The following is a 16,476-nucleotide window of genomic DNA, read 5'->3' as shown; positions in this document are numbered from 1 at the left end:
TGCAAATTTAAATAGTTATTTTCAATTTATAGCTATAAATCCTTAAAACTTTTATTAACCTATCAATCTAATAGGCTATTTAGAAATCAAACAAAAAAATCCAAATTCCAATTTAGTTTAGAATTTGGATTTTTAATTATTGAATTTAAAAAACTAGTTGTTCTGTTCTGCGATTGTCGATTTATTCAGTTTTACAATTCTAATTTTCTTATTTGTATTATCAGATAAGAAAATACGATCATCAAGCTGTGCAGTCGCTAAAATAGTTCCGAATTTATTCTGACCAAAAATATCTGATGCATTTAAAACCGCTTTGTAATTCTTTCTGATAAATTCTTCTTTTGGATACAGTCTTAAATATGATGTGTTTCCTTCACTTTCTGAAGTCACAGCCCAATCTTTACTGAAAGAAACTGCAATTGGTTTTATGTCCACAAACTGCACTTTTTCTGGCTCAATTGGAGTTGTCAATGAGTTTTTAGCGTTTGCTTTAATGTTGGCAATACTATAGAACAAATAACTTTTTGCATCCCTTCCTGCTACCACAAGGTTTCCGCCATAAACATCCATAGAATATACTTCTGTGTAGCCGTTTAAAGTATTTAATTTAGCAATAGGCTCTAAATTCCAGTTGCTAGTCTCGGTAATCTGAGAAGTTTCAAATACTTTGATGCTTTTTTCTTTTTCTTTAACGAATATCAATCCGTCTTTTACCACAACGCCAAAAACGTGTACAAAAGTCTGCCACCATTGTCCATTTCCAACCGTACTTATTCCTGCATTGGTAGTTTCATCAAAAACAAATAATCTAGATTCTGTACTTCCAACATAGATGCGTCCATTGTCAACAGCAACAGAAGTCAGGCTTGTAAGCGGAATCGTAGTTGTACCTTTTGTATATTCTTTAATTGTTTTGATATGCTGTAATGTCAAAGCATTAAAAATTTCTAAAACATTTCCGTTAATAACGTACAATTTTTCGTTTGAAACTGCTATTCCTTTTGGGTCAAATGCTTCTGTGCTTCCTGGAATGTTTTCCGCTGTAATCGAAGCTTCATCTGTTGGATAATAGTAGCTATAATCTTTGGTTTCATTGTCATCTTTACTGCAATTGGTAAAAAAGCAAAGAGCAAATATCAGGGGCAAAATATGTTTCATTGTTGTTTTATACTTTAATTCCATTTTCCTTCGCCTTTATATTTGACTAAAAATGGATTTTTCGGATTAATTTTAAACACTGGTTTTTTATAATTTCCGCTTACGTAATTTGTCTTCGCATACGTCTTCAAAACGTCTGGATCTGTAAAAGGAAGATCATTCAGATGAATTAAATACTTATAAAAATCTGTCAGCATTTCCTGCTGGCCACCGCCTTCTCCGCTATTTGCTAAATTACTGCTGTGGCTAAAACCAATATGATGTGAGTATTCATGCGACCAAACCGACATTTCTCCAACCCAATGTCCTGTTACGTAGCCAGATTCCCATTGCGACGCTAGATTTCCTCCGCCCCAAGCAGAATCTCCTCCAACCATTGCCATCCAAACGGTTCTTTTATCTAAATAATTCCAGTATATTTTTTCAATTTCCTCTTTAGAATAATAATCGTAAACACCGTCTTTATCTTCTGCATTTCCGTGCCAGTTTAAAGCACCGTTTACGCCTGTTCCTGCTGCTGCAGCCTGTTCCTGTTTGTATTTATCAAAATTGGTGAATGTGCTGTAATACAATGGATGGCTCAACGCATAAGAATAGTTGATAATCATTGTAATCGCTTCTTTTGCCAAAGCAGGATTCATTGGAAGATATTTACCCAATTCATTAAGGTGGTAACCATCATGAAACTGAACTAAATGATTTGATTTTATTTTTTTGAATTTTTGAAATAAAGGATCATCCGATTCAACTGAGAACTGAATAGCTCCAGAAGAAAATCCTTCAATTTTATCTATCGTTACTGTACTTCCTGTTTCTAACAGATAATCATTTTTCTGTTCCGTCAAAGGAATTTTATGAAATGAACGATGAAAAGCTGGGATTTTAGAAAAAGTGTAAAGCACAAATTTTTTATCGTAGTTTGGCAGTTTTGCATAGATTTTCACATTTGTAAGTCCGACTGGAGAATACAAAGAAATCTGTACAGAATCTTTTCCTTTTTGAATAACTTGAAGCGGTTCGTTTACTCGAAACCAGCGATCTGCTTTATTGTACATAATTGAAGGATCTTCATTATCTTCAAACATGGTCATTGGTTTATTCTCTGCAGGCAAAGTTGTGGCATCGATACTTTGCAGATAATTTGGCTTGTACGAATCTCCATCGTCACTACAGCCAAAAATGATACTTGCCAATAGGGCAAATACAAAAAAGTGAGTGTTTTTTCTCATCAGTAAGTAAAGTAGGTTTGGGGTTAAAAATATGGTGCAAAACTATAAATATGATTCTTAAATACAAGCTAATTGAAAGAAAAGTATGATTTTAAAATATACTAAAAATAGTTTTTTGTAATAAATAAAAACATTTAATGATTAGTATTCTAAATGATTATATACGTCAATCATAGTCAATTAATTTTATTTTTTTTTGCAAAAAGATTGATATATAATCCTACTAAAACAAAAATAATCCCTAAAAATGTATACAAAGTTAATGGCTCAGCGACAGCAAAAAAGGCAATTAAGAATCCAAATATTGGGCATAGAAAAAGCCAGTATGAAGCTTTTATGGGATTAATTTTTAAAAGGTACAGCCAAAATTGAATAGCCCCAATAGAAACTGCAATTGCCAACCATGTTGTCGAAAACCAAAAATCTGCATTAAAAGTATTTTTATCTGATTTGTAAGTCAGTACCAAAGCAGGAAGCAGAAATACGGCGCCAATTATGGTCTGCCATCCGTTGATTGTTAAAATGTATAATCCGTTCCATTCTTGTCTAGAATAATAAATTGTTCCTAATGAATAGGCAATCATACTGACAATTAAAATAAGTATTCCGCTGGGAGTTGCAAAGCTGCTTTGTAATAAAGGATAGGCCGCTAAAAAAACACCTGTAAAACAAAGCACTAAACTGATTATACTTTTAAAATTGATTTTATGAGATAACCAAACTGCAGAAATCAAAACGATAAAAACCGGATTAGTCGCCACTGCTAAACTCCCTAAACCTGCGGATACTTTTTGCATGGCAATAACATACAGTCCTAAATAAAAAGTGATATTCAGCAGACCATAAATACTGATCTGAATCCACTCTTTTTTTTGAGGAAGCCGTTTTGCCATTATAAAATGTGAAACAACAAGCATAGTAACTCCAGCAATTAAAAATCTAAAAATAGAAATCACGAAAGGCTGTGCAGAATGCAATCCGATTTTTGTGGCTGTTGAAGCAGATGCCCACAAAAAGGCGAAAATTATTCCAGTAAAAATGATTTTCCATTCTTTTAATCGACTTAAAATTGGAAGCTTTTTTTCTTTAATCATTATAAAATAAATGAGTCTGTTTAAGAGAAATTAAGTGTTTTTATTTCGCTTAAATCAGCATTGAATTTGACAAAACTGGCAGGAAAACCCGATTTAATTTTTCCAACTCTATCTTGCATGCCAATAGCAGAAGCGACTCTTGTAGAAGCCATTTTTATTGCTTCATCAGCCGAAACATTCAGATGATTGTAAGCATTTTGCACTGCTTCTGCCATAGATATTGTAGCTCCCGCCAGATTGCCATCTTCATTTCTGTAAAAACCATTTTCTAAATGAGCATCAAAATTATCCCATTTAAAATTGGCTACTTTTCGCCCTAAAAAAGTAGCATCACTTATAAGAAAGAATTTGTCTTTTTTTAATTTGTACGCCACTCTTGCCGCGGCATAATCACAATGTGCGCCATCTAAAATAACAGGAGCGTAGACATTTTCGTTTTCAAAAACAGCTCCGACCAAACCTGGCTCGCGATGTCCAAACTGTGTCATGGCATTAAACAAATGTGTTACCAGATTGATTCCTTTTGCAAAATAAGGTTGCGCTTCTTTGTGCGAAATGGTTGAATGCCCGATTGAAATGGTAATACCGCTTTCAATCAATTTATTTAATTGTTCTTCTGTAAAACATTCTGGAGCGATTGTAATTACTTTGATGATATCTTTTCCTTTTTCGATAATTTCATCCAGTTCTTCATCGGTCGGTTTTCTAACCTGATCAATGCTGTGCGCGCCGCGTCTTAACGGATTTAAAAATGGTCCTTCCAAATGCATACCGATAACGCCATTATTGTGCTTTTTCATGTAAGCGCGAACCGCTTCAATTCCTTCTAAAATGGTTTCTCTTGAAGAAGATATCAAACAAGGTAAAACATGCGTTGTACCGTATTTCAGACTTGCATCATAAATATCCTGAATGGTTTCCTCGTTTGGAGTTTGACTGAAATAAAGTCTTTCTCCCCCATTGATCTGAATATCTATAAATCCTGCCGAAAGATGGTCTCCTCCCAAATCAATTTTTTCAACATCATTTGGAACTTCTTTTTGCACCGAAATAATTTTTCCGTTTTCTATAATCACAACTCCATTTTCAATTATTTCATCGCCTGTATGCACAACAGCATTTACAATAGCTTGTTTCATGTTTTAATTTATTTCTTTATAATTTTACTGCTAATTGAAGTCTTTGAATCATTTACATTTACTAGATAAATGCCCTGCGGCTGATCTGCTAATGAAAATGAAATTTCTTTTTCGTTCAAATTTACAGAGCTAGATCGGATTAATTTTCCAGATAAATCAAATAATTTAATGTTTGCAATTCCCTCTGCATTATTAAATTTAATTTTCACCAAATCAATAACTGGATTCGGACTTATTTCAATTCCAAAATTCTGATTTTCAATTACAGTTTCTCCTACTTTTTTCGCTGATAAATTTGATAGAGGCAAAAAAGTATCAGCTCCATTTGTCAGCCAGTTTAAACTGAAACGCACAAAATACATTTGATAAGTTGAACTTTCTCCATTTTCATAATAAATTCCGATTGTTCCGTCTGGCAAGATCGTTAAACTGGAATAAGCCGATGCTCCTGCAAAAATAGTTTTTGGTGAGCTCCAAGTTGTTCCTTCGTCGGTACTCATTTGTACGCTCACATTTTTACGGCTGCCAGAAAACGGAATCGAATGCAATAATCTGTTTTTATCATAACCGTCAAGCGTAGAAGTATAACGAATAAAATCGCCATCACAATTTGGATCTGTTATGCTCGTTTGATTATAAGCTGTTCCCCACGTTGCACCTTTATCTGTTGAAATATTAAAACGACGTGTTCCAAGATTTCTTATGCTCATCATGATATTGCCATTGTTCAACTCTACAACTTTGGCTTCATCACCATCTATTTCAGCTCTTCCTGTAGAAGTTGTCCAAGTAACACCATGATCGGCACTTGTAATCATATAATTGCTAATGCGTTCTGTTCCTGAAACATTTTCTCTAACAGCAATTGCCGCAACTAATTTTCCATCACGCAATTGGTGTGCTCTTCCTGAAGCCACAAATAACCCTTTCCAATTTGGGTTTGGTCCGTAAATCTGACTAGTAATATCGACTGGTGTTCCCCAAGTCACTCCGTTATCGGTACTGTGAATAACCAAAACTTTTGCCGGTGCTGCGTTTGTTGAAGCAAAAAAACCTTTTTCAGCCGAAACTAAACACAGTAATTCGCCAGTCGTTTTGTCTAAAACCAAAGCTGCATCTCCTGCTCCTGTTGCCGACCCAAAATTGGCAATTGTAATCGGGGAAGACCAAGTTTTTCCATTATCTGTACTTCTTCGCACAACAGGGTCTATTTTCGCCGCTAAATCGCCTGCTCCATTCCATCTTTTATCGGTTACCGTTACCAGCGAACCATCGGCAGCAGTGATAATTGCTGGAATGCGATAACTTGCTGAACCTGCATCGCCAGGAGTAAACAAAAGTGTATTGGCTAATAAAATCACTCTATTTCCTGCTATTGTATTGGATGTTGTATTGTAGGTAACTCCATTTGCAATTATTGATTCACAAGTTGCATCTAATAAATTTCCTTCTGTTGCGCTGGCTGAAACATCATAAGTAATCCAAAAATAATTATCTCCAGAAACTAATGCTTTTGAGCCATTCGCAGTAAGATTTCCGGTTGACGGAGAAACTGTTGCAAACAAAGTCGCCGTTGTCGGATTGAAAATCGATGTACTGCCACTCGAATAAATTTTAATATTCGTAACATCTGAAATATTCGTAGTTCCTGTCATCGTAAACTTTAAAGCACTCACAGTCAATGGAGTTAAATTGCCCGAAACAGAAGCTTTTACCGCTATAATTCGCTGATCTGTATCACTTAAACCTGTTGGCAATTCGCTTTGTACTAATGAAATCGAATTAATCTGCATTTCGTTTGTCTGTGCAATTACTGATGCTCCATTCATTAAAGTACCAGGATGATTATTTCCTGTAATGTCTGGTACTGTTGTACCGCTTATATTTTCAAAATCCCAAGCTGCAATTAAACCACTTTCTGTTCCTACAATTACGGCTGTTTTGTCTGTTACAACTTCGGCTGCTGTCATGGCTTTACTCCAAAAACGAATATCGTCGATTTGCGCATTCATGTATGAGGCAAAATTGCTTAAAGTTCCAAAAAATAAATCTCCAGTATTGGAAACCGTATTGGTTCCTCCAATATTTGTGGATGTTTTAGTTTGCTGTAAAACTCCGTCGACATAAATTTTACAGCTTGTTGTAGCAACATCTACCACCATTGCTAAATGATGCCATACATTATTGGCGATGTTTGAAGTTCCGTAAGGAGGTCCTGCCGCTCCTGCGCTTGTTGTTAAATTCACTCCAAACTGTCCTCCTCCTGCCGAAGTATTATTGATAAATTCATATCCAATTCCTGATCCATTTGGACGTTTGCTTAAAATACGTTTTCCAAAATCTGTTGTTTTGATTTTGCAGGTTATAGTTAAATTTTGTCCTGCTGCTAAATTAAAATCGTTATGATTCGCAACTAGCATATAATCATTTATTCCATCTAAATTTAAAACCATCGGAAAAGCATTTGAAAATGTAAATGTTCCAACCAGAGTTCCCGTATGGTTATTTCCCGAAACATCTGGAACTGAAGTTCCCGTTATGTTTTCAAAATTCCATGCTGCTAAAAGGTCTGTAGTTGGCGCATTCACAACTGCTGTCATATCTGCCTGTAATTCTGCTGCGGTCATGGCTTTATTCCAAATTCGGACATTATCGATTTGTCCTGCCCATTTGAAACTGTTTGAAGCGTCTGAAGTTGCTCCGATTACAAAGTTTACAGCATTAGAAAAATCAGAAATTACAGAAGTAAATGCTTTTCCTGTATTGGCCAAAACACCATCTAGATAACCATAAATCGTTCGGTTACTCGAAGCATCAATAACCAAAGCAACATGATGCCAGGTTCCGTCAGCAATCGAATTAGCAGAATATCCTGCAGTACTAATATTTGCTGGAGTTCCTGTTCCGCTTGCATTCATGGCAAATTTTCCGGCATTGGTTCCGTTTCCTGTCCAAAATTCATAACCGTTTCCAGATGTTCCGTTTCTTTTGGCAAAGATTCTTGGAGTTCCAGTATTGGTTGTGGTTTTAATCCAACAGGTAATGGTTTTATTCTGACCGGAGCCAAAATCTAAATCAGGATGATCCGCTACTGTCATATAAGCCGAAGTTCCATCAAGGTTTAAAACCTTACCGCTTTGTGCTTTTGCATTTATACTGCATAAACACATCAAACACAAACAAAAATAGAGTAATACATTTTTCATAGTTTTTAATATTTGGTTATAAATTGGTTAATAAGCAAAAAATAGGATCTAAAAACTTGATGGATCGGCGGATAATCAGGAGAAACGGATTTTAATTGTTTTCTAGATATTCCTGTAATATTTGAGTACAATACCACTCTTGTCTTGGCAAATGAAACGGCCCTTTATAAAGATTCCCTTTTGCCGTTTGTGCTACGCTGCCATCTCTGTGCAAATAGCCAAACCATTCGCCATTTTCTTTATCATGAAATTTACTGTAAGAGTAATCGTGAATCATTTTATGCCATTTCGCATATTTCTCATTTCCTGTCATGGTATAAGCCAATAAGGTTGCAATAATCACTTCATTATGTGGCCACCAGAACTTCATATCCTGCCAATATTCCTGAACAGGATTTCCGTAAACATCAAGGAAATATAGAATTCCTCCGTGTTCTTTGTCCCAGCCACGTTCCCACATATAATCGAGCATTTTACAGCCTAATTCAATTAAATGCGGATCGTTGTTTCTGTATTTTGCTTCATGCAGAATAAACCACGCGCCTTCTATAGCATGTCCCGGATTTAATGTTCTTCCGTCAATATGATCAATTATAGAACCATCTGGAGCGACTTGTTCCATCACACATTTTATATCGTGTTTTACGAAATCATTTTCTATTTCGGCTATCCATTTCATAATCCATTCATCACAACGAGGGTCACCAATATTTTCTCTTAATTGTTGTGCAGTATTGATCATAATCATTGGCGAACCAATTCCTTTTGAAGGTCTTACATTGGTATATTTTGGCTCTAACAAACCTGGAGTTGTGGTATATTTGATACATTCTCCAAAAAGATGACGTGCTTGTTCTGCGGTTGCTTCATCTCCGCTCGCTTTTGCGTAAGCACTCAAAGCAATTACTGCAAAAGTTTCAGAAAAATAATAACGGCGTTTACGTATCGGACTTCCATCTTGTGTGACATGAAAAAACATACGTCCATCTGTATCAAAACAATGTTCGTTTATAAAATCGATTCCAGATTTTGCACCATCAAGCCATTCTTGTTTGGGCTCTATTGTATTGTAAAGTGTAGATAGTAGCCAAGAAGTACGCCCTTGAAACCAAACTGACTTATCAGTATCTATTAAGTCTCCAGTTTGGTTCCGCATCAGTAAGTAACCACCATGCTCAGTATCTATGGAACGCGGAAACCAAAATGGAACTGTATTATTTAATAATTGGTTCTGATAAAACTCTTTTAATTCTATTAAATCAGTTTTTGAATAGCTCATTTTATATATGTTTTTACACCTGAAATTCAATTCAGGCTTTGTTATGTTGATAGGTGAAATCGCTTTAGATGTAAATTCAGTTCATCTAAAGAAAAAATATAGTGTGAGATGCTTTCTAGTTTTGGTGCACAGAATCCAATTCTAGCCTAAAAGTAGAACATGGAAGATTGGCTTCGTTTACTAGATTTGCTGTCGTGAAAGGTTTGTAGGCGTATAAAATTTCTTTTATTTTCTGGTCGTTCGGAATGCTAATCTCCACATGATCTTTTACAATTGCAGCTTTACTTTCAATCCGAATTCCTTTATCAGTTACTAATTCAAATCCGATTACCTCTTTTTTATCTGCTGTAAATAATTGTTTGGCATTTGAAAAAGAAACTAGAACAACATCTCCTTTTTGAGTGGCTTTTATTGGTATTGGCCCTTCGGCAGTTATCTTTTTTCCGTACGTATATTTTAAAGCCAGCAATGCCAAGCGATCTCCGATGGGTTCTTTTTTTATCGGATGGACATTAGTTTCGTCGCCAAAATCCATACTGACTGCCATCGCACTATTTGGAATCTTTTTCTGAATTCTATTTTGTGCATCTCTAAACAATGCCCAAGACGGGCGGTTTATGCTTGAAAGCTGCACAAAATAAAACGGTAATGAAATTCCCCACGCTTTCCGCCAGCTTTTAACCAATTCTGGTAATGAATGTTCGTATAATTCGATATTATGTGCGTTACTTTCGCCTTGATACCATAAAATTCCTTTAATTGAAAAATCGGTAAATTGAGAAACTCCTGCTTCGTAATTGTAACAAGGTCCATAAGGATGTCGCTGTTTTGGGTTTACAGCATTTTTTAAATTTTCGTCTGCACGAGATCGAACCCAAGGCATTAGAAAATCAGATTTTCTCCAGTTAGTCATTACGTCTACAACTTTATCGTCGTGTTCTAAAGTATATCGATCGATCCAAGATTCAATTGGAGAACCGCCAACTGCAACTTGAATTAAACCAATTGGCACATTTTCTTCCTGAATAATATTTTCTCCAAAATAATACGCCACTGCCGAAAAATCTTTGGCACTTATCGAATCACAGATTTTCCAGTTTCCTGAAAAGTATTTTAATTGATTTGTTTTCTCTAAAGTGAGAGAATCCCAAGCTTTTTCATCGGTTTCCTGAATGACTTCAAAATTGAATAATCGAAGTTTTGTATTTGAGGCAGCTTTTTTTAATTCGGAAATTCCGTTTTCTGCTTTTTTTAATGGAAATGCCATATTCGATTGTCCCGAACAAAACCACACATCTCCAATTAAAATGTTCTTTAAAACAATATTTTTACTCGAAGTTGAAATCGAAATCTGCTGTATTTCTCCCGATTTCATGGCAGGAAAAACAGCTTTCCATTTTCCGTATTCATTTGCAGAAACTGTTGTTTTTTGATTATCAAAACTCACTTCCACTTTTTCTCCTCCATTTGCTTTTCCATAAATGACAATTGGTTGATTTCGTTGCAAAACCATATTATTAGTAAAAACAGCAGGCAATTTCAATCCTCCAAAATCTTGCGCAACATTCTCGTAAACCGTTTGTGCTAAAATCTTTGCTCCTTCTTTTGTTGGATGTAAAGCATCTGGGAAAAGGTCTGGACGATGGTATAATTTTTCGTGAAGATCAATCAAATGAACTTTATTTGCTTTTGCAATGTCGCTAATATGCTCCTGAATCTGCCAGAACCAATCTCTAGTTCCCGATTTAAAACGAGGATGTTCATTGAAAATCGGAGTCATTCTACAAATGTAAATTTTCACCTTCGGGTTCTCTTTTCTTAATGAATCAATCAACCAAAAATAATCGGCATTAAAATCGTCTTCGTAATTCGGCCAATTTCTCGGATCGGTATCATTTAGTCCCAAATGGATAATCGCAATATCCGGCTGATACGCAATGGCATCAGAGCATTCTTTAGTTTTATAATAAGGTTTGCTTCCTTTTTTTAAAAGAGTTGCACCGCTGTAACCAAAATTTTTTACTTCATATTGACTTCCCATCAAAATCTGCAATTGCGAAGGATACGATTCTGATTTCGGATTGGCTAAAAGATAGCCAGCCGTAACAGAATCTCCGATACAAGCTACTTTTATAGCAGCCTGCTGCGCATTCATCCCAAAATTAAATAGGAAAATGAATGCTGTTATAAGCAGTAGTAAATTTCGTTTTTGTGTTCTCATTCTTCTTTACATCGTACTAAAATTGAGGTGTTATGAGCCGAGCGAAACGGCATAGCTCCGCCCGGGCTTATAAAACCAAAAAAGCAACTAACAATTTAATTTTAAAAAAAGGCTACTTTGACTTAAGCTCCTTCGAAATCATTTACTTTTGGACGCAAAAAGCTAATTTGCGTGATAAGGGCAATCAGGACGATACCGGCCATCAAAGAAAAACCATAACCCAAGTTGCCAGCATCGGCTGATTTCCCTAACAAGGAGGTGACCAATGCGCCACAGCCAACCCCCGTCATATTTAAAATACCATAGGCCGTCGCTCGATATTTTGAAGAAACAAATTGACAGATTATGGGCATATTATTTGCATCAAACATTCCGTATCCTATACCAAAACACAGAACTGCGCCAACCACGTGAAACAAGGAATGCCCAAATCCGATCAATAATAGCGCGGGAATGGTCAAGCTTAAACCAATCGCGCTGGTATAAATTCTTCCTTTTATATTTTTCTGCACCCATTTGTCAGATAAAATTCCGCCAAATACAACTCCCAATAAAGAAGAAAATGAAATTGTAATGGTTGCCAAAGGTCCAGCCTGATCCATAGAAATTCCTAAATTATCCGAGAACAGCGTTGGAAGCCAGTTTTTAGTTGCCCATCCCGGTAAACTTATAATGGCAAAATAGAACAGAATTACCCAAAAAGAAATATTGGTAAATAGTATCGCCAGACCTTTTAGTAAAGGAGCTTTTGCATGGGTTTTGTTAAATTCAGGATCAAAAACCTTTGTCTTTTTCTCGTACAAAAAGAAAACCAAAATAACCGAATAAATTACTCCAATAATTCCGAAATGATGAAAAGTCGAATGCCAAGAATAGCGTGCTGCAATTGTGGCTCCAAAACCGCCTAAAGCCGAACCTACATAAAGTCCCGTCATGTGAATACCAATGGCAAGCGATCTTGTTTTCTGCTGATGATAATCGGCAATTAAAGACAATCCTGCTGGAATGTATAAAGCTTCGCTCACGCCCATAATGGCTCTTAACCAATAAATCTCATCGTAAGTTTTAGCATATCCCATTGCATACGTTACGGCAGACCAAACGAATAAACTCCCGATAATCAGCCATTTTCTATTTAATTTATCAGCGATAATTCCAGACACTGGGCTCATCAAAGCATAAATCCAAAGGAAAACAGCCATCAAACGTCCAAAATTTTCACCGGAAACTAGTTCCGGAATATCATTTTCCATTGATGGTCTCATGGTTGCGAGCATCTGCCTGTCCATGTAGTTTAATAAAGCTACAATCCAAAGTAACGCGACTACGAGCCAAGGATAATATTTAGAGTTTTTCATTTTGGTTTTGGTTGATTTTTGGTTTTTTATTAGCAATCTTTAATTAAACCTGACAGGTTTTAAAAACCTATCAGGTTTCTAAGCAACTTAACTTAATTAACTTAGATTTTTATTTTTATTCTACAGTTCCAATCATAATATCTGGTGTGCGAATACCAGGTTTTATTTCTCCATTTGATAAAACAATTTTATCGTTCCAAAGCACTGCTGTTGTTGTAACATGAGCCAAAAATGGCAGTTCACCAATTTTTGACCATTTATTTTTTAAAGTATCGTACAATAAAATAGCATTGTAAAATCCTTGATGTGTTGTATTTAAGATATTTTTTTCGGCAATTAATTTTGCCTTTTCTTCTTCTGAAGCTGTCTTTGAAATTTGAGATAAATAGGTTTCTATTTTATGAAATGTTTCTCCGTTATCTCCTCCCGTAATAATGATACTGTGTTTCCCAAAAGCGACTCCTGCTCCTGCTGAAAAATTGGTTGTTTTGTTTCCATCTGTTATAACTGCTTTAGTTTCCCAAATTTGTTTTTTCAGGTTGAAAGCTAATGTTGTGTTGTGCAAATCGCTTATTCCAGAAGCTGTTTTGGTTCTTCCTCCAATTACATAAATGACTTCATTCTGAACCACTGCTACCGAATTTGCTAATGCAAAAGGCAATTTTGGTTCTGATTTCCATTCTAATTTTGTTTTATTTAAATCTATACTAAAAACCAAATCAGAACTTTTTGTCGCTTCGTCACCGCCAATTGCATATACTACATTGCTTATATTTACAAGAGCTGTATTGGTTATTTTGATTGGAAAATCGGGTAATGCTTTTATTTCGATTTCATTTTTACCAAAATTCCAATTTAAAATATGTGCTTTGTTTGATAAACCATTTTCATTTTCGCCGCCTACATAAACAATTCCTAAACTGGTTGAAACATTTCCGCAATACGCAATTGGTTCTGGTAATTCTGCTATTGATTTTTTATTCCAATGAAAGGTTTTATCGCTTTTTTCTAAAACATGAATTTCTTTTGAATAATGTTTCTTCCCTCCTTCCCAAGGCATTTTATCTTGAAAATTGGCTCCTCCGGCAACAATCAGAACATCATTATTTATACCATTGATTGGTCCTGCAAAACCCAATGAAATACTACCATCAGCATTTTGAAGCTGTGCTGCTTTTTGCCATTCTATTTTTGAAATATTTTTTTGTTGCGAAAGACCAACTGTTGCTGACATAATTGAAATAGTAAGGATTGAGAAAGAAAAAAATCGATTCATAGTTGTTTGTTTTAGCCGAAAACGAAACGTATTATTTTGATTTAAAGCCGTCGAAATTTAAACCTTCAACATCTTTTTTGAACAATTCAAATTGTGCTGCACTCATGTTTTTGACTGGCAATCTGAATTCGCCTAAATTATGTCCAACCAATTTCATGTAGGCTTTTCCAACTGAAATTCCGCCATACTTTCCTAAGAAACGAATCATATCAATTGACTTCTGCTGTAATTTTCTAGCTTTCGCTAAATCATTATTATTAAAAGCATCAATTAGATCGTAGTACAATGGAGCAGCATAATTAAAAGTACTTCCAACAGCGCCTTTTGCCCCTAAAACCAATGCTGATAGCATATTTTCGTCACGTCCCCAAAGCATATCAAATTTTCCATCAGCATAACTCATACAGCTTTGGAAATCCATAAAATCTTCATGCGTATATTTCACTCCAGCAAAATTTGGCAATTTTCCGTTTAAAGCTCTCACTAAGTCAAACATCGGAATATTAACTCCTGTTAAAACAGGAATATGATAATAGTACAATGGCATGTTTGGAACGCTTTCTCCCACTTTGATACAGATTTCTGCAAGTGTATCTACATTGCCAGGTTTAAAGTAAAACGGAGCTGTGATTGAAACTGCATATAAACCTATTTCATACGAATACTTTGCCAGTTCGATACAATCTGTTAGGCAAGTTCCACCCAAGAAAACCATTACTTTAAAGTCAGCATCATGATTGGAGCAGTCTGCCCATGCTTTTGCAACCGTTTTTTTCTCTTCTAATGACATAGAAACCCCTTCGCCAGTAGAACCAATTATAAATGCACCTGCTACGCCATTTCTTTTTAGAAAAGTATAGTAAGCTGGAATCAGGCTCACATCCAATTTTCCACTCTCATCAAATGGAGTAAATGGAGCAGAAATAAGACCTTGTAAATGTTCGATTTTCATGACTTTTGTTTTTAATTTTAGTTTTGTCAGACTGGAAATTTTCACATTTCCAGCCTGATTTTAAACTTTAGTTTTATTTATTTTTTGTTCTTTTTAATTCGTATATCCAGGATTCTGAATGATTTTAGGATTGAAATTGATTGTGTTTTGAGAGATTGGAAACAACACTGGTTTTCCTGCCATTGATGGAACTATACTTGTTTTATTAAAACGAACAATATCCCACCATGATTTTCCTTCAAAGGCCATTTCTTTTAAACGCTCTCTTAAAATTACGTCGTCATTTGCTGCCGGAGTATCATTTGTAAATGAAACCGATGCGTCAGCTCTTTTCATTACCAAATTCATTTCTGTGGTTGGATCCTGACCTAAAGCGTTTTTAATCTCTGCTTTCATTAATAAAATATCTGCCCAACGGTAAATAATGATATCACTCACAAATCTTCTGATTGTTCCGTCTACAGTTCCGTTGTATTTTACCAAACCTGTAACTACTGGAGTTGTACCGTTATATAAAGTTAAATACGTTGCGTCTTTTCTTGTATCTGTAGCTGCAAAATTGAATCTTGTAATGTCTGGCTGTACTCTCGAAATACCAGCATTTCCTGAACCTGTTCCTAATGTACCGAAAACTGCTGTTGCTTGTGCTGATGTTAATGGTGCAAAATCACTCGGCCCAACAAACATAAACTGATTCCAGTTATCTAATAACGATGACGTTAAATCGGCTAATGAATAACGAACTGCAAAAAGCACTTCAGCATTCCCTTTTTTATCAAAAGCAAAAACATCTTTGAAACTTGGCATTAAAGTCGGTGTTCCCGGAATTGCATTTATTGCTGCCAAAGCATTATTTAAGTCTGCTGTTCCTCCGTTTAATTGTTTTGCTGTCCATAAATTCACTTCTGCTTTTAAAGCATAAACAGATGGAAGAGCCAATTGCGTTTTGTTATTGTTTGCATCGGGAAAATTGGCAATGGCCTGATCAATATCTGATTTTATAAATGTAAATGTTTCTTCGATCGTATTTCGCGGAATTATATATTGCGACTGATTGGTATTTTCTGTTGGTTCTGTTACAATTGGCACACCTCCCCACGAGCGTGCCATAATGAAGTAACATAACGCTCGCATCGTGTACGCTTGAGCAATATATCTTTTCTGTTCTTTTACTGTTGATGGACTAAATGTAATTTGCGGTACATATTTTAGAACCAAATTTGCCGAATGAATTACAGTATATAAACCAGCCCAATCTACATCTATATTTTGTGGCGTAAGGTTATTGTTGTAATAATTTGCCAATGTTAAAGGAGACTGAACTCCTCCTGTGATTTCGGCACTTCTTGCTCCACCTAGCAAATAATAATTTTGCTGTGTCTGGATTCTAAAGTTAACATACATTCCGTTTACCCCTGCTTTGGCATCATCTTCTGTTTTCCAGAAACTATCGGCCGTAATAACACTATCAGATGTTAATTCTAAATCATCCTGACAAGAATTAAAAAGAGCGAGACTTGAAAAAAGTATTGTGTATAAAAGAAATTTCTTTTTCATGATTTTT

11 protein-coding genes are annotated in these 16,476 nt (G+C 35.5%); all 11 read right to left on the bottom strand.

The genetic code is table 11. The annotated features are described in order from the left end of the window. Positions 1 to 153: 153 nt before the first annotated feature. Entirely contained in the window at positions 154 to 1,182 is a 1,029-nt protein-coding gene (locus ABXT06_RS02870; protein ID WP_354589385.1) for an NHL repeat-containing protein, read from the bottom strand. Next, positions 1,173 to 2,387, bottom strand: a complete 1,215-nt coding sequence (locus ABXT06_RS02865) for a hypothetical protein (RefSeq protein ID WP_354589384.1) — start codon at positions 2,385 to 2,387, stop codon at positions 1,173 to 1,175. The genes ABXT06_RS02870 and ABXT06_RS02865 overlap by 10 nt, the downstream gene beginning before the upstream one ends. Before the next feature lie 176 nt (positions 2,388 to 2,563). Beyond that, the gene (locus ABXT06_RS02860) at positions 2,564 to 3,481 is read right to left on the bottom strand and encodes a DMT family transporter (protein ID WP_354589383.1); all 918 of its coding nucleotides are present in this window, start codon (positions 3,479 to 3,481) and stop codon (positions 2,564 to 2,566) included. A gap of 20 nt (positions 3,482 to 3,501) precedes the next feature. Next, positions 3,502 to 4,620 carry an N-acetylglucosamine-6-phosphate deacetylase gene (nagA, locus tag ABXT06_RS02855; RefSeq protein WP_354589382.1) on the bottom strand — a complete coding sequence of 373 codons (1,119 nt, stop codon included), beginning with the start codon at positions 4,618 to 4,620 and terminating at the stop codon, positions 3,502 to 3,504. A gap of 8 nt (positions 4,621 to 4,628) precedes the next feature. Further along, positions 4,629 to 7,826 (bottom strand): LamG-like jellyroll fold domain-containing protein, encoded by a 3,198-nt coding sequence (locus ABXT06_RS02850; protein ID WP_354589381.1) that lies wholly within the window; start codon positions 7,824 to 7,826, stop codon positions 4,629 to 4,631. Positions 7,827 to 7,917: 91 nt separating this feature from the next. Beyond that, on the bottom strand, positions 7,918 to 9,105 hold the full coding sequence (locus ABXT06_RS02845) for an AGE family epimerase/isomerase (RefSeq protein ID WP_354589380.1): 1,188 nt from the start codon (positions 9,103 to 9,105) through the stop codon (positions 7,918 to 7,920). A gap of 115 nt (positions 9,106 to 9,220) precedes the next feature. Next, positions 9,221 to 11,326 (bottom strand): GDSL-type esterase/lipase family protein, encoded by a 2,106-nt coding sequence (locus ABXT06_RS02840; protein ID WP_354589379.1) that lies wholly within the window; start codon positions 11,324 to 11,326, stop codon positions 9,221 to 9,223. A gap of 122 nt (positions 11,327 to 11,448) precedes the next feature. After that, complete coding sequence (locus ABXT06_RS02835) at positions 11,449 to 12,684, bottom strand: MFS transporter (RefSeq protein WP_354589378.1); 1,236 nt, start codon at positions 12,682 to 12,684, stop codon at positions 11,449 to 11,451. Positions 12,685 to 12,799: 115 nt separating this feature from the next. Next, complete coding sequence (locus ABXT06_RS02830; RefSeq protein ID WP_354589377.1) at positions 12,800 to 13,960, bottom strand: galactose oxidase; 1,161 nt, start codon at positions 13,958 to 13,960, stop codon at positions 12,800 to 12,802. 31 nt (positions 13,961 to 13,991) lie between these two features. Next, positions 13,992 to 14,912 (bottom strand): dihydrodipicolinate synthase family protein, encoded by a 921-nt coding sequence (locus tag ABXT06_RS02825; RefSeq protein ID WP_354589376.1) that lies wholly within the window; start codon positions 14,910 to 14,912, stop codon positions 13,992 to 13,994. A 93-nt stretch (positions 14,913 to 15,005) separates the two neighbouring features. Next, positions 15,006 to 16,469 carry a RagB/SusD family nutrient uptake outer membrane protein gene (locus tag ABXT06_RS02820; protein WP_354589375.1) on the bottom strand — a complete coding sequence of 488 codons (1,464 nt, stop codon included), beginning with the start codon at positions 16,467 to 16,469 and terminating at the stop codon, positions 15,006 to 15,008. Between the last annotated feature and the right edge of the window lie 7 nt (positions 16,470 to 16,476).

It is taken from the genome of Flavobacterium sp. UW10123, from assembly GCF_040538975.1.
GTDB lineage: Bacteria > Bacteroidota > Bacteroidia > Flavobacteriales > Flavobacteriaceae > Flavobacterium.
This window is presented reverse-complemented; position numbering and strand designations above follow the sequence as displayed.